Origin of the sequence: Paractinoplanes globisporus DSM 43857 (assembly GCF_000379645.1) — a bacterium.
GTDB classification, from domain to species: Bacteria; Actinomycetota; Actinomycetes; order Mycobacteriales; family Micromonosporaceae; genus Actinoplanes; species Actinoplanes globisporus.
The window spans coordinates 25,855-40,977 of sequence record NZ_KB903321.1; the positions used below are offsets into that span (position 1 = coordinate 25,855).

Below are 15,123 nucleotides of genomic sequence, written 5' to 3' on the forward strand. Positions count from 1 at the left end.
GATGACAACTGACCGTGCGACGGCCACCGCGTGGGTTCGCGAGGTGGCCGCCGACCGGTGGGATGCGGCGCTGGCCGCGCGGGGGTTCACCCGCGCGGCCGCCGCGCTGGTCTACTCCCGCAAGGTCGCCGACGACGGCCGGCAGCGCCTCCACCTCGACCTGAGCGTCCGGCACGGCGAGTTCCAGTTGTCGCCGCGGGCCACGGTCGCGTTCCCGTCGATCGCGGCGGAGGCGACCCGCCTGCTGGGTCCTTCAGCGGCCGACAAATCCGGCGTGGTGGACATGGAACTGCTGGACATCCTCGACCCCGGCTCCCCGATGCTGCTGTTCGGCACCCGCGACGACCTGACGGCCCTACCGGTCGAGCGCTACCTGCTCGCGCCGATGGTGCCGTGGCTCGACGAGCGCACGACCGTGGCCGCCGTGACCGAGGCCGTCCGCGCGCGGGCCGACCGGCACCCCGGCAACCCGGGCCGCTTCCCGGTGATCGTGGCGGCCGGCGAGCTCGCCCAGGGAAACCCAGGGGGTGCGCTGGCCACTCTGGAGCGTGCGTATCCCGAGGGCAGCCCCGGCCGTACGGAGTACGCGGCGGCGTTCGACGAAGTGCGCGCGCTGGCTCCCGGCGCCACCCCCGAGCCGCCCCCGCCGGCGGCCCTCTCGTACCAGCTCACGACCGCGAACTCCCTGGTCGGCGTGCCGGTGCCCAACCCCGGGCCCGACCAGCTCGAGCGGGTCGTGCGCCGGCTCAACGAGGAGCGCTTCTACGCGCTGCTCGAGCGCTCGGACGGCGTCTACGCCCAGGTCGGCTTCGGCCCGAAGTCGGGCGCGGCGCCCGGCGCCTACGCCCTCGAGCACCGCGCCGGCGTTCATCTCCGCGCCGACACCACCGACCCGGACGCGGCCGTCCGCTTCCTCCAGCGCTTCCGCGCCGGCGACGACACCTGGCGCGACGGCCACGAGTGGCGGCGCCTCGAGCTATAGCTTGCGGAACGCCGAGCCGAGGTGGGAGACGGCCAGGGTGATGCCTCGGTCTTTCACCTCCTCGACGATGCGGCGGCGGGTGGCCCGGGCCTGCTCGGGGTCGGTGTCGCTCGCATACGCCAGGTCGGGGTGCAGCAACTGGACCATGTGGACGGCCAGGTCGCCGGCGACCAGGACGGCATCGTCGGCGTCCTCGGCCAGGACGGACTGGTGGCCGGGGGTGTGGCCGGGCGTGGCGATGATGCGGACGCCGCGGCTCACCGGGGCGTCGCCGGCCAGCACCTGGAGGCGGCCCTGGGCGAGCAGCGGCTCGATGAGCAGGTCGAACTGGCCGGCCTGGTCGCGGTTGGCCTTGTAGACGTCGACGTCGGCCTGCTGCACCACGACCCGGGCCGCGGTGAACGGGGAATCACGGGGGACGGCCCAGCCCATGTGGTCGTTGTGCAGGTGGGTCAGGACTATCGCGGTGACCTCGGCCGGATCGATTCCGGCCGCGGCCAGTTCGGCGGGGAGGTGGCCGGGGACCGGCGCCCAGTCGGCGGCCAGCGAGCCGGCCGGGCCGATACCGGCGTCGACCAGGGTGACCGGGCCCTCGTCGTACCGAATCGCGTAGCTGCGGAAACGCAACCACCACTCGCCGTCGGCGGTCGCGGCGGCCGGGTCGGCCGCGTCGGCGTCGACCCACTGGGCGGGTGTGGCGCCGGGGAAGGCCTGCGTGCGGGGCATGAAGAACGGGCCCGCGCCATCCTCCAGCGCGGTGATCGTGAGCTGTCCGACAATGTGGGTCAGCGGCATGGACAGATTCTGCCGGTCGGGGGCGGTGTCCCGCCTGCCCGTTTGCCGACCTGTGGATAACGGCAGGTCGGGGCCGGGCGACGATCTTCGTCGGGCGGGCAGTACGCTCGTACTGCTAAGAATGGTTTTCGGGAGAGGAGCGCCGGCCGATGGCGAAAATCAAGGTCACAAACCCGGTCGTGGAGCTCGACGGCGACGAGATGACCCGGATCATCTGGAAGCAGATCCGGGAGCAGCTGATCCTGCCCTACCTCGATGTCCCCCTCGAGTACTACGACCTGTCGATCCAGCACCGCGACGAGACCGACGACCAGGTGACGATCGACGCGGCCAACGCCATCAAGCGGCACGGCGTCGGCGTCAAGTGCGCCACGATCACCCCCGACGAGGCCCGGGTCGAGGAGTTCGGCCTCAAGAAGATGTGGCGCTCGCCGAACGGGACCATCCGGAACATTCTGGGTGGCGTCGTCTTCCGCGAGCCGATCATCATGTCGAACGTGCCCCGGCTGGTACCGGGCTGGACCAAGCCGATCATCATCGGCCGTCACGCCCACGGCGACCAGTACAAGGCGACCGACTTCGTGGCCCCCTCCGCCGGCAAGTTCACGATGACGTTCACGCCGGAGGACGGCTCCGAGCCGATCGAGTTCCACGTGGCCGACTTCCCGGCCGGCGGCGTCGGCATGGGCATGTACAACTTCGACGAGTCGATCCGCGACTTCGCCCGCGCCTCGTTCCGGTACGGCCTGGCCCGCAACTACCCGGTCTACCTCTCCACGAAGAACACGATCCTCAAGGCGTACGACGGCCGGTTCAAGGATTTGTTCGCCGAGATCTTCGAGACCGAGTTCGCCGACCAGTTCGCCGCGGCCGGCCTCACCTACGAGCACCGGCTGATCGACGACATGGTCGCCGCCGCGCTGAAGTGGGAGGGCGGCTACGTCTGGGCCTGCAAGAACTACGACGGTGACGTGCAGTCCGACACGGTCGCCCAGGGCTTCGGCTCGCTCGGCCTGATGACCAGCGTGCTCATGACGCCCGACGGCCGCACGGTCGAGGCCGAGGCCGCGCACGGCACGGTCACCCGCCACTACCGCCAGTGGCAGAAGGGCGAGAAGACCTCGACCAACCCGATCGCCTCGATCTTCGCCTGGACCGGCGGCCTCAAGCACCGCGGCCTGCTCGACAGCACCCCGGCGGTGACCGAGTTCGCCGAGACGCTGGAGAAGGTCTGCGTCGAGACGGTCGAGGGCGGCCAGATGACCAAGGACCTCGCGCTGCTGATCTCGCGCGACGCCCCCTGGCTGACGACGGACGAGTTCATGAACGCGCTCGACGAGAACCTGGCGCGCAAGCTGAGCTGAGCTGGCTGGCTCCGCTTCGCTCCGCGGGCGATCGCCCCTTTCACGCCGATGAGGAGTCAGCCGATTTCCGGCGCCGCAAACCCCGCGGCGACGAAAATCGACTGCCTCCTCATCGGCGGGGCGATCGCGGGCCGTCCTGTGGTTTTTAGTCCCCGAAAATTGACCTCTCAGGGTCGGCGGGTTGCTCGTCGTGGCGTGAAAGGTGGGAACTGCGTCGTTGCGGTCATGACGTGGGTGCCGGGACGATTCAGGCATGGCCCACCACGTGCAGATCGTCCTCTTCGACGGGGTGCAGAGCCTCGACGTGACCGGCCCGCTCGAGGTGTTCACCTATGCCGGCGGCTACCGGGTCACCACCGCGAGCGTCGGCGGCGTGCCCGTCCGGACGTCGAGCGGCCTGCGCCTGGTTCCCGACGGTGACTTGTTCGAAATGTCGGATACGTTGGTGGTGCCGGGCGGTGCGGGCACCCGCGAGCCGCCGGAAGATGTCATCGCGTGGCTTCGTGAGCACGGCAACCGGCCGCAACGGATCATGTCGGTCTGCACCGGCGCCTTCCTGCTCGCGGAGGCCGGCCTGCTCGACGACAAGCGCGCCACCACCCACTGGCAGTACTGCGAATCGCTTCGCCACCGCCATCCGAAGGTCGACGTCGACGCCGAGCCGATCTTCGTGCGGGACGGCCGGATCGCCACCAGCGCCGGCGTCACCACCGGCATCGACCTCGCCCTCGCGCTGGTCGAGGAGGACCGCGGCCGGGACGTGGCCCTCGCCATCGCCCGCGGCCTGGTCATGTTCCTGCGCCGCCCGGGCGGCCAGAGCCAGTTCAGCGCCCAACTCGCCGGCCAGGTCGCGCATCGGGAGCCGCTGCGCGAGATCCAGCGGCTGATCGCCGAACACCCCGAGACAGACCTGTCTGTTCCGACCCTCGCCGCCACCGCCAATCTCTCTCCCCGCCAGTTCAGCCGGGCGTTCACGGCCGAGATCGGCGTCCCGCCGGGTCGTTACGTCGATCGCGTACGCCTGGAAACCGCGCGCCGCCTGCTCGAGGACACCGCGGCCAGCATCGCCGAGGTGGCCCGGCGCGCCGGCTACGGCACTCCCGAGACCATGCGCCGCGCCTTCCTCCAGGCACTGGGCGTCTCCCCGGCCGAATACCGCCGCCGCTTCTGAGGAGCCAAAACCATGAAGATCAACATTCTCCTGTACGACGGGATGACCGCCCTCGACGCGGTAGGTCCCTACGAGGTGCTCAGTCGCTTCCCCGGCAACGAGGTCCTGTTCGTGGCCGACCGCGCGGGCCCGGTGCGCACCGACACGGGATTCCTGACGCTGGTCGCCGACGCGTCCCTCGACGAGGCGCCCTCGGCGGAAATCGTGCTGGTGCCGGGCGGTTTCACGCCGCCGCTCACCCCCGGCCCGGTGCACGAGTGGCTGCGCGCCGCCGACGCCACCTCGACCTGGACCACCTCGGTCTGCGTCGGCTCGCTGATCCTCGGCGCGGCCGGCCTGCTCGACGGCCGCCGGGCCACCTCGCACTGGCTGACCCTCGACAACCTGACCGAGTACGGCGCCATCCCCACCGCCGAGCGCGTGGTCATCGACGGCAAGTACGCGACCGGCGCCGGAGTCTCGGCCGGCATCGATCTGGCGCTGACACTCCTGGGCGAGATCGTCGGCCCCGAGGCGGCGATGGCCGTCCAGCTGGGCATCGAGTACGACCCGGCGCCGCCCTTCCCGGCAGGCTCACCGGCGAAGGCGCCGGACCCGATCGTCACGTTCCTCCGGGAGAACCGCGACCTAGTTGTCAGACTTTAGACCTATGCTGCAAATTGCATGTTTATTTCCGTAACCGGTGGTTAGAGCCCTCGTTTTTCACAGCGAAACGGACGCTGGTCGCGTCGCCGAGGGTAGTTCGCCCAGCCGATTGGCCGCCTTGTCCCGGGCGCCGTTCGGTTTCCCCCCGGATCCCACAGCGCGACCAGCACCCTTCCCCGCGGGGGGCCTTGTCCCGGGCCCCCCGCCCCTTATTGGCCTACTGCCCTATACGCCCGTCGATGCGTTCTCGGAGGAAGTCGGCGTGGCCGTTGTGGCGGGCGTACTCCTCGATCATGTGGACCAGGACCTCGCGCAGGGGGTTGCCGCCCTCGCCGACGTAGCCCAGATCGTCGATCGAGTCGACGTAGTCCTCGGCGAAGGCGATCTCCGACTTCCAGGTGGCGAACGCGTCCTCGACCACCGCCGGGTCGGCCACCGCGCCCTCGAAGTCGGCGTCCCGGTCGCCGTCCACGCGGTAGTGGTGCGAGACCGCGAAGCCCGCCATGTCCATGCGGAACCAGCCCTGCTCGACGTCGGCCATGTGCCGCACCAGGCCCAGCAGCGACATCTTGGACGGCTCGACCGACCGCGACGCCAACTGCTCGGGCGTGAGGTCGGCGCACTTCAGCTCGAGCGTCAGCCGCTGATCGCGGAGAAAGCCGATCAGCGTGTCCCGCTCACCGACGAAACCGCCGTCGATGCGCGGATCCTCGTCGGGCGTGACGAACATGTTGGACCAGGCGAATCCCATAACTCCGACCTTCTAGGAAGGGATCGCGGAAAGCAATCGTGATCTCACAGAGCGCGCAGTGTCTCGGCGGCCTTCTCCGGGACGATGTCGTTCACGAAGGCGCCCATGGCGGACTCCGAGCCGGCCAGGTATTTCAGCTTGTCGGCCGCGCGGCGGATGCTGAACAGCTGCAGGTGCAGGTAGCCCAGCTCGCGTCCCTCGCCGACGACCGCCTGGTGCCAGGCCGAGATGTACGGCATCGGCTTGCCGAACAGCGCGTCGAAGCGGCGCAGCACGTCCAGGTAGAGCGGGCCGAACGCGTCGCGCTCCTCGCCGGAGAGGGCCGGCAGGTCGGGCACCTTGCGGTGGGGAGCGACCTGCACCTCGTACGGCCAGCGGGACGCCGCCGGCACGTACGCCGTCCAATGCTCGTTCTCGGCGATCACCCGGACGCCGGCCTTGCGCTCGGCCGCCAGCACGTCGGTGTAGAGGTCGCGGCCGGTCCGGTCGCGGTAGCGCCCGGCCGCCCGCAGCATCTGCTGGGTACGCGGCGGCACGGTCGGGTACGCGTAGATCTGCCCGTGCGGGTGGTGCAGGGTCACGCCGATCTCGACGCCGCGGTTCTCGAACGGGAAGACCTGGGCCACGCCGGTGATCGCCGACATCTCGGTGGTGCGGTCGGCGAGCACGTCGACGACCGTGCGCACCCGCGACGGCGCGAGCTTGCCGAACGAGCCGTTGTGGTCGCTGGTGAAGCAGATGACCTCGCAGCGGCCGATGCCGGCGCGCACCGGGACGAGCTCGGTCAGCGATGTGACCTCGTCGGGCTTGATCCGGTCGCTGAACGACGGGAACTGGTTCTCGAAGACCACCACGTCGTAGTCGGGCGCCGGGATCTCGCTGGCGAACGACGGCGTGGACGGGCAGAGCGGGCACGCGTCGCTGGGCGGCAGGAAGGTGCGAGTCTGCCGGTGCGCGGCCACCGCCACCCACTCGTCGACCAGCGGGTCGTACCGCAGCTGTGAGGTCGGCGGCGGGGGCGGCAGGTGCCGGGTGTCGGCGTACTTCGCTCGGTCGCTCTGCTTCTCCTCGTTGAAGTAGATCAGCTCGCGGCCGTCGGACAGGCGGATGGCCTGGCGGCTCGTGAAGCTCACTGCGCCTTCACCACCACGAGCTCGGGCACCGTCTCCTCCAGCAGCGTGCGAGCCTGGTCGTCGAGCCCGTCGTCGGTGATCAGCGTGTCGGCCCGCTCGAGCGGCACGATCGAGGAGATGCCGACCGTGCCCCACTTGGTGTGGTCGGCCAGCACCACCAGGCGCTCGGCCGCCTCGACCAGGGCCCGGTTGACGTCGGCCTCCATGAGGTTGGGAGTCGTGTAGCCGGCGCGCTCGCTCATCCCGTGCACGCCGAGGAAGAGCATGTCGAGGTGCAGCGTGCCGATCGCGGCGACCGCGACCGGGCCGACGAGGGCGTCGGACGGCGTACGCGTGCCGCCGGTGAGCACGACCGTCTGGTCGGGGCGGCCGGCGCGGTAGAAGACGTCGGCGACCGGGATCGAGTTGGTGACGACGGTCAGCGAGGGGACGTCGACGAGGCGCTGCGCGAGGCCGGCCGTGGTGGTGCCGGCGGAGAGCGCGATGGCGTCGCCGGGGGAGACGAGCGAGGCGGCGTGCATGGCCATGGCCGCCTTTTCCGCGCGCTGGCGGACGGACTTGGCGGCGAAACCGGGCTCGTGGGCGGAGCCGGGGCTCACCGTGGTGGCGCCGCCGTGTACCTTCGCCAGGAGGCCGCGGTCGGCCAGCGACTCGAGGTCGCGGCGGATCGTCATGTCGGAGACGCCGTACTCGGCGGCCAGTTCGCTGACCCGGACGCCGCCGGCGGCCCGGACCCGGTCGAGGATCGCAGCCTGACGCTGCTGAGCAAGCATCAGTGGATCCGAACTATTTCGAACACGCCCGAACATTACCTTGCGATCGGGTGTGATGGAAAGAGTGACCCTAGATACCCCTTCCGCGCTTGTGCAGAGCCGACAGCACGTTTTCGACCTTGACCGCACCGGTCATCGCGGCCAGGGCGATCGCGGTTCTCGGCTCCTTCCAGTTTGCGCGCACCGCTTCCTTGCTGAACTGCCAGGCCTGGCTGCGATTTCCGCTCGCGGCCGACCAGCAGGCCAGCTGGCCGTAGACGCGCGCGGCGCCCGGCTTGCATCCGCTGATCTCCGGGTGGCGCTGCATCATCCACCGCAGCGACGAGATCTTCGTGGCGTACTCGTACGCGTAATGCGAGGTCCGTCCCCAGAGCACGCGCACGAGCGGCTCGTCCAGGTGCACGACCGGCGACCGGCGTGCGGCCCGCAGCAGCAGGTCCCAGTCCTCGTTCTGGCTGCCCGGCGCGTCCTCGGCGACCAGGCCGATCGCGTCCGCGGCCAGCGCCTCCCGGCGGATCAGAAACGACGAGGAGTGCAGCATAGCCATCCGGGAGCGGGCCAGCTCGTCGACCGTGACCCGGCTGCGGCCGGCCAGTCGCGGCGTGCACCGGCCCTCGTACTCGACCTCGATCGCACACGTCGCCATCTCGGCGTCCGGCTCGGCCAGCACCGCCGCCACCTGCCGGCGCAGCTTGTCGGGCAGCCATCGGTCGTCGTCGTCGCAGAAGGCCACGAACTCGGTGTCGAGCGCCAGGATCCCGGTGTTGCGGGCGCCGGCCAGCCCCGACGTACGCCAGTTGGTGAGCACCAGCACCTGCACACCCTCGGTCGAGGCGAGCAGGTAGTCGGGTTCGGTCTGGTCGTACACCACGAGGATCCTCAGCTCGCCCGGGTAACGCTGGTCGCGTACGGCCGCGATCGCCTTGCGGACGAGCTCGGGCCGGTTGCGGGTGGGAATGACGACGCCGACGGAGGGCCAGTTCATCGCGACGGGACCTCCGTGTTGAGCGGGTAGCCGTAGGCGCGGAGCATCGGCGCGCAGACGGCGCCGACCAGGCGGCGCTGGCGCGGCGGCAGCGAGCGGACCCAGGCGTCGTCGCGCCGCAGCGTGAGCCGCCCGACGGTGAAGCGCATCGGGTTGCCCGCCGCGCTGTGCCCGACCTTCAGGTCGGCGTACCCGTCGTACAGGAAGTCCAGATCGGACGCGCCGAGGTCGACGCCCGCGAACTCCGCGATGCCGGCGAGCGCCATCTTCGGGTCGGAGACGAACTCCTCGTAGCGGATACGCCGGACCGCCACCCCGCGCCGGGCGAGCAGGCCGAACGCGGCGTTGTGCGCGTTCCACAGCAGCGCCGAGCGGCCGGGGGAGTAGCGGGTCATGTGCTCGGCGCCGTCGGTCTCGGGCCGGGCGACGCTCTTGGTCCACGAGTACGCGACGCCGCGCGCGTCCCGCACCACGTGCACCACCCGCAGGTCGATGTCGTTCGACCAGCGCAGCACGTGGGCCAGCGCCGAGTGCTTCGAGGAGTCGACGACGATCCGCGCGCCCGAGACCTCGTGGGCGGCCGAGTAGATGCGGGAGTAGTACTCCGCGTACTCGTGCACCTCCTCGGGCGCCTCGACGGCGGTGGCCAGCCGGGGGATGTGCCGGGTGCGCTCGACGGCGGCGCGCAGGTAGTGCACCCGGTCGACGTCGACGTTGTGCCAGCCGTTGAAGGCGAGCGCGCCGACCCGCCGCCAGAAGCCGCAGGTCGAGAACTTCGCGCCGCAGCCGCAGCGCTCGTCGTCGCGCAGGTCGCGCTGCCAGAGGTGGACGACCTCGCCGAGCGCGCACACCCCGGGAAGCTCGCCGAGCAGGCGTTCGACGAGTGTTGTCCCACTTCGTCCTAATCCGCCGAGAAATAACACCCGTGCCACTTTGGCCCACCTTCGCTCGTTTCGCTCCTATAACGAGGCAAACACCGTGAAGGAGGCGACAGGTGCCCATCGAGGCTTTCGAGCGGGTCGACCTGGACGGAACGGGTATCGACCGGATCACCGAGGCCGAGGTCGTGGCCGTGGTGCGGGACGCGCTCGCCCGCGGCCGGGGCGGGCGGATCATCACGCCGAACATCGACATCCTGCGCCGCGCGCAGACCGACGCCGAGGCGCGCCGGCATTTCGACGACGCCGATCTGATCGTGGCGGACGGCATGCCGCTGATCTGGGCGAGCCGGCTCGGCGGCAATCCGTTACCCGAACGGGTGGCCGGCAGCAGCCTGATCTGGTCGCTCTCCGAGGGGCTGGGCCGGGACGGCCGCTCGATCTTCGTGATCGGCGGCGCGCCGGAGAACGACGGCGCCGCTCGCGCGGCCGACCGTCTCGCCGAGGCCTGTCCGGGGTTGCGCGTGGCGGGCACGCTCTGCCCCGACTTCGGTTTCGAGCAGGACCGGACGACGTACGACGAATTCTGCGCGAAAGTCGTCGGCGCGAGCCCGGACCTGGTCTTCGTCGGGCTCGGCTACCCCAAGCAGGAACGCATGATCGCCAAGCTGCGGCCGGACCTGCCGGAGGCGTGGTTCATCGGCTGCGGGGCGGCGGTCAACTTCGTGGCCGGTGACGTGGTCCGCGCGCCACGCTGGATGCAGCGCACCGGGCTCGAGTGGGCACACCGGCTGGGCGTCGAGCCGCGCCGACTGGCCGGTCGCTACCTGCGGCACGACGCGCCCTATGCGTTGCGCCTGCTGGCCCAGGCGCCGGTCCAGCGGGTGCGCAGCCGGTAGGGCCCGGCTCAAAGTGGGAGACGGGCTGCGGCGTGGCCCAGCCGCCGCCTGGCCGCACGCCGCGAACACCCGAATACAACCCCGGTATTCGGGCGCCCGCGGCGCACACCCAGACGACACCTGGACCTCGCCTCGCTCCGGCCCCCACTTTGATCCGGGCCCTACCAGTACGCGCGTACTGTAAGGGAATGATGTTCGAGGATCTTCACCACGTGCAACTGCTCTGTCCCCCCGGCGGCGAGGGGGAGGCCCGAGAGTTCTACGCGGGCGTGCTCGGCATGACCGAGCTGGAGAAGCCGCCGGTGCTGGCGGCCCGGGGCGGGTGCTGGTTCCGGGCCGGCGGCTGGGAGGTGCACATCAGCCCGGTGCCGTCCTTCACTCCCGAGAAGAAGGCGCATCCCGGCGTACTCGTGAATGGTCTTGATCTTTTGGCGGAGAGGCTCGAGGCCGCCGGTCACCCGGTCGAGTGGGATCCACACTTCCCGGGTCACCGGCGGCTCTACGCGCACGACGCGCACGGCAACCGGCTCGAGTTCCTGGAGAAGATCTAGGGATTGAAGTACGGGTCGCGCACCAGCGTGTGGAAGGCCTTGAACGCGGCCTTGTCCCCGGTGAGCTGGAACTGTTTCGTGGGCCCGTTCCCGGCCGGGTCGGACTCGAAGTACGCGACGGCCTTGATCTGCGGATTGGCCTTGAACGTGCGCGAGGCGTCGCGCAGCCAGGCCGCCCGGCCGGACGAGCCCCACGCCTTGGCCACCCCGAACTCGCCGATGATGATCGGCTTGGGGTGCGGCGCGGCCCACTGCAGGAACGGGCCCATGAGCTCGCCGATCGGCTGGAACGTCTCCCCGGCGTAGACGTCCACGCAGGTCCAGTCCACCTGGTCGTCGCCGGGGTAGAAGGCGGGCGCGTCCCCACGGACGAACCCCTCGGCGGTCGGGCACCACACCCAGGACACGTTGTCGGCGCCCTCCTCATGGAAGATCGCCCGCACGTACTTCCAGGCCGCCACGTAGTCGCCGCCGGACCACATGGTCGCCCGCAGGTTGGGCCGGTCCATCTCCCAGCGCATCCGCAGCAGCACCGGCCGGTGGATCTTGCGGATGGCCTGGGCCTGCTTGCGGATCAGGTCGTCGTGCTCACCGTCCAGGATGGACCGGTTGTCGCCGGTGGCCCAGCTGATCATCAGCGTCGCGCCCTCGGAGAGGAACTCCTCGTCCGAGGCGGTGCCGACCATCTGGTCGAAGCGGCGGTAGGTGTTGATGATGTTCAGCCGGCGGCCGAGGTCGGACTCCAGGCTGTCGACCGCGGCCAGCCGGCCGACGTGGGTCAGTTCCTCCGGTTTGATCCACGCCCCGACCAGCGCGCCCTCCCGTGGGGCGCGGACCGGGCCGCTCTCGAACGGCCCGGGGTTGATCGCGACGGCGACGGGCCTGCCGGACAAATCGGGTTTTTCCGGAGGCGTGACGTCCTTTTTGTCCTTCGTGCACCCGGCTAGCGCCAACACCACCACCAGGGCGGCGACCAGGCCCCTACGCATGGGCCCGCCGCGCGGCGTAGAGCACGTTGACCGCGTACCCGTCCGTGCCCGGCAGCCGGCGCACGGCCGCGTCCGCCACCCGGGCCAGCGGGTTCCCGTGCAGCGACGGCGTGATCATCGAGAATCCGCGCCGCTCGACGATCTCGAAACCGTGCCGGGTCAGCAGCTCCTCCACCTGTTCGTGGGAGAGCTCGGCGAACCAGCGGTCGTCGCGGTGCCGCCGGGCCCGCAGGTGGCGCAGCGAGCCGGCGTTGCCGTGGTTCTCCACCACCAGCAGGCCGGACATCGGCTCGGGCAGCGCCTTGGCCGCGAAGGCCAGCGCCCGGTCGCGGATCGCCTCGTCCACATTGAGCAGCAGCCGGAACATCGTCACGATCGCCGGGTGGCCGGCCGCGACCGGCTCCGGCACCGGGCCGTCCGAGGGCACCTGGTGCCAGTTCGCGTGCGAGCCGACCTCGGCCGCCTTCGCCATCATCGCGGCCGAGGTGTCGTAGCCGTGCGCCTCGCGGACCAGCCCGTGCAGGGTGCGGATGGCCCGGCCGGTGCCGCAGGCGAAGTCGTGCTGCACCGGCGCGCGCGGGCCGAACTCGCGGCGCACCAGCGTGCGCAGGTAGTCGCGCTGCCGCTGGTTGATCTGCGACGCGTAGCTCTCCGGCGCGTACGTGACGTTCTCGTACTTCTCCACCGCGTCGGTGTCCTGGAACACCTTGGTGTAGTCCGTGGTCAACGGGTCCTCCTTGTCCTAGTGAACGCGTCCAGCGCGAGGGGGCCACGCAGCAGCCACACCCCCGCCAGGAAGGCCGGTACGGCGAGGGCGAGGCCGGGGGTGCCGGTCATCAAAGGCAGTGCGCCGAAGCAGGTCAGCGACAGCAGTGCGGCGGCCCGGGTGCCCCGGCCGAACGGGTGCAGGCCGGCCACGCGGCCGACCTGGATCAGCGGCAGGACGTTGTTGGCGACCATCGCGCTGGCCAGGCCGATCGCCGCGCCGAGCGCGCCGAGGCGGGGGATGAGCAGCACGTCGAGGCCGATCGTGACGGTCAGCGCGATCAGCACGTTGACCAGGTTCCACGAGGTGCGGCCGGCCATCGCGAGCACCATGTCGACCATGCCGCAACCGGTCGCGACCAGCATCGCGCCGGCGAGAATGATCACGACGTTCCGTCCCTTGACGTAGCCGTCGCCGAAAATATGGAGATAGATGGGCGCGAGCTGCATCACCAGCAGGTTGATCGGCCAGGTCACCAGCACGAGCCAGCCGGTCGCCGTCTGGTAGAGATGGTTCGCGGTCCGCCGGTCGCCGGTGGCCAGCGCCTCGGCCAGTCGCGGCTGCACCGACTGCGAGATCCCCTGGTTGGCGAACTGGATGAGCACGACAAATCGCCCGGCCACCGCGTAGACGGCGGCCGGCGCGAGACCACCGAGCGCCGCGACCAGCAGCACGTCCACCCTTTGCAGCGCCAGCTGGGCGACGCTGGCCAGGGCGCGCGGGCCGGTGAAGCGCCAGAACTCGCGGCGCACCCCGCGCCTCTCCGCACGGCGGGTGGTCACTCCGGGCGGCTTGCTCGCGCCATAAACCCTTTTCAGCGCGTACGCCGAGAGCACCGTGACCGGCAGATAGGGCGCGGCCCACGCGAACGCGAACATCGGCAACGCGCCCGCCGTCCACAATGCGGCGACCCCCGCCGCGGCCACCAGCAGCAACTGCAGCGCGCTGCGGAGGATGCGGTCGTAGAGCACGGTCGGGCGCATGGCCCGGTAGCCGCGGGTCGCGGTCAGCAGCGCGTCGGTCAACGCCTGCAGCGGCATGAACAGGGCCAGCACCCGCAGCGCCGCGGTGTGCGTGCCGATCGCGGTCACCGCCTCGTGCGCGGTGGCGCGGGCGATCATCGGGGCGGCGAGCCACATGCCCAGCGCCAGCAGCAGCGACGTGACGATCACCGGGGTGAGCCCGGTCCGCAGGCACGCGCCCAGCAGCTCGGCCCGGTTGGTGGCGCGGAGCCGGGACGGCCAGTAGACCAGGCCGGTCTGGGTCCCGAGCTTCGCCAGGCCGCCGGCCAGCACGAACGCGGCCGTCGACGCGAAGAAGGCGCCCGCCTGATCGGGGCCGAGCGAACGGGCGACGATCCAGGTGACCGCGAATCCGGTGCCACCGGCCAGCGCCGAGCCGATCATGTTCGCCAGGCCGCCGCGGGCGACGGCCTTCGTGCCCGACTTCTCCGACAAATCAGCCTTCGGTCCCGTCAAGGGCGGCGGCGGGGTGGTTGGACGGGCGGCCTTCAGTCCCGTCAAGGGTGGCGGCGGGGTGGTTGGACGGGCGGTCATGTGCGGCGCCACAGCGGCGTCCGGCCCAGCCAGCGGGCCAGCGCCTCGTCGTGCGGCTGGTAGTAGTCGGTCAGGTCGCGGCGCAGCCCCGGGTCCATGTCGGCCTGGCGGGGGCGGGCGTTGTGCCGCTCGAACGGCGGCCGCTCCAGATAGGTCGGCAGGCCCAGGAAGTCGCAGATCTCGTCGTAGACGTCCTCGGGCTCGGTGAAGAACCGCTCGCTCTCCACCACGTGGATCCGCTCCCGGCCGACGTGCTGCGCCACCACGCCCAGGTAGCGGGCGTACTCGCCGCGCGCCCGGTACGCGTGGTGCTGGTGGGCGAAGCTGTAGTACGACGGATCCTCGGCGAGCCGCTCCTCCTGCCGGTGCAGCCGGGCCGGCTCGAGCGCGAGGGCCGCCCCGAAGTTCCGCTCGGTCTCGAAACCGCGCGCCACCTCGTGATGGTGCTGCGAGTACGCCCGTTCGACCGGGTCGCGGACCAGCACCACCAGGCGCGCCTCGGGCAGGTCGTGGGCGATCCGAGCGGCCGCCTGCGGGTGGTACATGTAGTACGGGCTCGACTCGAAGGTCTGCGCCGCCACGCCGTATCGCTCGCTGACCTTCTCGGCGGTGCGCTGCAGCGGGAAATGCGCCCGATACCACGCCATCCCGCGGTCGTACGACGTGTCGAAGTAGTGCACGCCCTTGTGCAGCACGGCCTTGAGCACGAGCGGGTGTCCGGCCAGCGCCCGGTACATCGAGGTCGTCCCGCAACGCTGGCCGCCGCAGATCAGGAACGACGGCGTCATCCGGCCCGGAGCGGTGAGCCGCCCGTACGAGCGCGAGCCCAGGTGTACGACCCGCTTCATCGGGGCGGGCATCTTGCGTACGTCCATCGTGCTCTCC

The 15,123-nt window shown here is 70.8% G+C and carries 16 protein-coding genes; 6 read left to right on the forward strand and 10 right to left on the reverse strand.

The genetic code is table 11. The features are described 5' to 3' along the window. The first annotated feature begins 1 nt into the window (after position 1). Positions 2 to 982 (forward strand): hypothetical protein, encoded by a 981-nt coding sequence (locus tag A3CQ_RS57960; RefSeq protein WP_020515426.1) that lies wholly within the window; start codon positions 2 to 4, stop codon positions 980 to 982. On the opposite strand, the gene A3CQ_RS0134050 is transcribed toward A3CQ_RS57960, so the two are convergent. Then, positions 977 to 1,777 (reverse strand): MBL fold metallo-hydrolase, encoded by an 801-nt coding sequence (locus A3CQ_RS0134050; protein WP_020515427.1) that lies wholly within the window; start codon positions 1,775 to 1,777, stop codon positions 977 to 979. The genes A3CQ_RS57960 and A3CQ_RS0134050 overlap by 6 nt on opposite strands. Before the next feature lie 149 nt (positions 1,778 to 1,926). Here A3CQ_RS0134050 and A3CQ_RS0134055 point away from each other — a divergent pair, with 149 nt between their 5' ends. The 3 genes from A3CQ_RS0134055 (at position 1,927) to A3CQ_RS0134065 (ending at position 4,957) form a co-directional block, all read left to right on the forward strand. Continuing rightward, entirely contained in the window at positions 1,927 to 3,141 is a 1,215-nt protein-coding gene (locus A3CQ_RS0134055; RefSeq protein WP_020515428.1) for an NADP-dependent isocitrate dehydrogenase, read from the forward strand. A 253-nt stretch (positions 3,142 to 3,394) separates the two neighbouring features. Further along, positions 3,395 to 4,312 (forward strand): GlxA family transcriptional regulator, encoded by a 918-nt coding sequence (locus A3CQ_RS0134060; protein WP_020515429.1) that lies wholly within the window; start codon positions 3,395 to 3,397, stop codon positions 4,310 to 4,312. A gap of 12 nt (positions 4,313 to 4,324) precedes the next feature. Further along, a complete protein-coding gene (locus A3CQ_RS0134065; protein WP_020515430.1) occupies positions 4,325 to 4,957 on the forward strand; it encodes a DJ-1/PfpI family protein in 633 nt (210 codons plus the stop codon). Positions 4,958 to 5,174: 217 nt separating this feature from the next. Here A3CQ_RS0134065 and A3CQ_RS0134070 read toward each other — a convergent pair whose 3' ends face one another. The 5 genes from A3CQ_RS0134070 to A3CQ_RS0134090 all read right to left on the reverse strand — a co-directional run bounded on the left by A3CQ_RS0134070 (position 5,175) and on the right by A3CQ_RS0134090 (position 9,531). Beyond that, positions 5,175 to 5,708, reverse strand: coding sequence for a DinB family protein (locus tag A3CQ_RS0134070; protein ID WP_020515431.1), 534 nt, complete (start codon positions 5,706 to 5,708; stop codon positions 5,175 to 5,177). 44 nt (positions 5,709 to 5,752) lie between these two features. Beyond that, complete coding sequence (gene galT, locus A3CQ_RS0134075; RefSeq protein WP_020515432.1) at positions 5,753 to 6,841, reverse strand: galactose-1-phosphate uridylyltransferase; 1,089 nt, start codon at positions 6,839 to 6,841, stop codon at positions 5,753 to 5,755. Beyond that, positions 6,838 to 7,614 carry a DeoR/GlpR family DNA-binding transcription regulator gene (locus A3CQ_RS0134080; protein WP_020515433.1) on the reverse strand — a complete coding sequence of 259 codons (777 nt, stop codon included), beginning with the start codon at positions 7,612 to 7,614 and terminating at the stop codon, positions 6,838 to 6,840. The genes galT and A3CQ_RS0134080 overlap by 4 nt, the downstream gene beginning before the upstream one ends. A 70-nt stretch (positions 7,615 to 7,684) precedes the next feature. Beyond that, positions 7,685 to 8,599: a glycosyltransferase family A protein gene (locus tag A3CQ_RS0134085; protein ID WP_020515434.1), complete on the reverse strand. Its 915-nt coding sequence runs from the start codon at positions 8,597 to 8,599 to the stop codon at positions 7,685 to 7,687. Then, complete coding sequence (locus A3CQ_RS0134090) at positions 8,596 to 9,531, reverse strand: sulfotransferase (protein WP_026206521.1); 936 nt, start codon at positions 9,529 to 9,531, stop codon at positions 8,596 to 8,598. The genes A3CQ_RS0134085 and A3CQ_RS0134090 overlap by 4 nt, the downstream gene beginning before the upstream one ends. A gap of 62 nt (positions 9,532 to 9,593) precedes the next feature. Here A3CQ_RS0134090 and A3CQ_RS0134095 point away from each other — a divergent pair, with 62 nt between their 5' ends. Together A3CQ_RS0134095 and A3CQ_RS0134100 are read left to right on the forward strand one after the other, a co-directional pair. Beyond that, a complete protein-coding gene (locus tag A3CQ_RS0134095) occupies positions 9,594 to 10,376 on the forward strand; it encodes a WecB/TagA/CpsF family glycosyltransferase (protein WP_020515436.1) in 783 nt (260 codons plus the stop codon). 188 nt (positions 10,377 to 10,564) lie between these two features. Then, positions 10,565 to 10,927, forward strand: a complete 363-nt coding sequence (locus A3CQ_RS0134100; RefSeq protein ID WP_020515437.1) for a VOC family protein — start codon at positions 10,565 to 10,567, stop codon at positions 10,925 to 10,927. Here A3CQ_RS0134100 and A3CQ_RS0134105 read toward each other — a convergent pair. The 4 genes from A3CQ_RS0134105 to A3CQ_RS0134120 all read right to left on the reverse strand — a co-directional run bounded on the left by A3CQ_RS0134105 (position 10,924) and on the right by A3CQ_RS0134120 (position 15,113). Next, positions 10,924 to 11,916, reverse strand: coding sequence for a glycosyl hydrolase (locus A3CQ_RS0134105; RefSeq protein ID WP_026206522.1), 993 nt, complete (start codon positions 11,914 to 11,916; stop codon positions 10,924 to 10,926). The two genes, A3CQ_RS0134100 and A3CQ_RS0134105, sit on opposite strands and share 4 nt — an antisense overlap. Then, positions 11,909 to 12,643, reverse strand: coding sequence for a methyltransferase domain-containing protein (locus A3CQ_RS0134110; RefSeq protein WP_020515439.1), 735 nt, complete (start codon positions 12,641 to 12,643; stop codon positions 11,909 to 11,911). Before A3CQ_RS0134110 ends, A3CQ_RS0134105 begins: the two co-directional genes overlap by 8 nt. After that, entirely contained in the window at positions 12,640 to 14,139 is a 1,500-nt protein-coding gene (locus tag A3CQ_RS0134115; protein WP_020515440.1) for a lipopolysaccharide biosynthesis protein, read from the reverse strand. Before A3CQ_RS0134115 ends, A3CQ_RS0134110 begins: the two co-directional genes overlap by 4 nt. Before the next feature lie 95 nt (positions 14,140 to 14,234). Further along, positions 14,235 to 15,113, reverse strand: a complete 879-nt coding sequence (locus tag A3CQ_RS0134120) for a sulfotransferase family protein (protein ID WP_020515441.1) — start codon at positions 15,111 to 15,113, stop codon at positions 14,235 to 14,237. Between the last annotated feature and the right edge of the window lie 10 nt (positions 15,114 to 15,123).

Coding starts and splice junctions, on each gene's coding strand:
- A3CQ_RS57960 (WP_020515426.1), top strand. CDS start 2: ATGACAACTGACCGTGCGACGGCCACCGCGTGGGTTCGCGAGGTGGCC.
- A3CQ_RS0134050 (WP_020515427.1), bottom strand. CDS start 1,777: ATGCCGCTGACCCACATTGTCGGACAGCTCACGATCACCGCGCTGGAG.
- A3CQ_RS0134055 (WP_020515428.1), top strand. CDS start 1,927: ATGGCGAAAATCAAGGTCACAAACCCGGTCGTGGAGCTCGACGGCGAC.
- A3CQ_RS0134060 (WP_020515429.1), top strand. CDS start 3,395: ATGGCCCACCACGTGCAGATCGTCCTCTTCGACGGGGTGCAGAGCCTC.
- A3CQ_RS0134065 (WP_020515430.1), top strand. CDS start 4,325: ATGAAGATCAACATTCTCCTGTACGACGGGATGACCGCCCTCGACGCG.
- A3CQ_RS0134070 (WP_020515431.1), bottom strand. CDS start 5,708: ATGGGATTCGCCTGGTCCAACATGTTCGTCACGCCCGACGAGGATCCG.
- A3CQ_RS0134080 (WP_020515433.1), bottom strand. CDS start 7,614: ATGCTTGCTCAGCAGCGTCAGGCTGCGATCCTCGACCGGGTCCGGGCC.
- A3CQ_RS0134085 (WP_020515434.1), bottom strand. CDS start 8,599: ATGAACTGGCCCTCCGTCGGCGTCGTCATTCCCACCCGCAACCGGCCC.
- A3CQ_RS0134100 (WP_020515437.1), top strand. CDS start 10,565: ATGATGTTCGAGGATCTTCACCACGTGCAACTGCTCTGTCCCCCCGGC.
- A3CQ_RS0134105 (WP_026206522.1), bottom strand. CDS start 11,916: ATGCGTAGGGGCCTGGTCGCCGCCCTGGTGGTGGTGTTGGCGCTAGCC.
- A3CQ_RS0134120 (WP_020515441.1), bottom strand. CDS start 15,113: ATGGACGTACGCAAGATGCCCGCCCCGATGAAGCGGGTCGTACACCTG.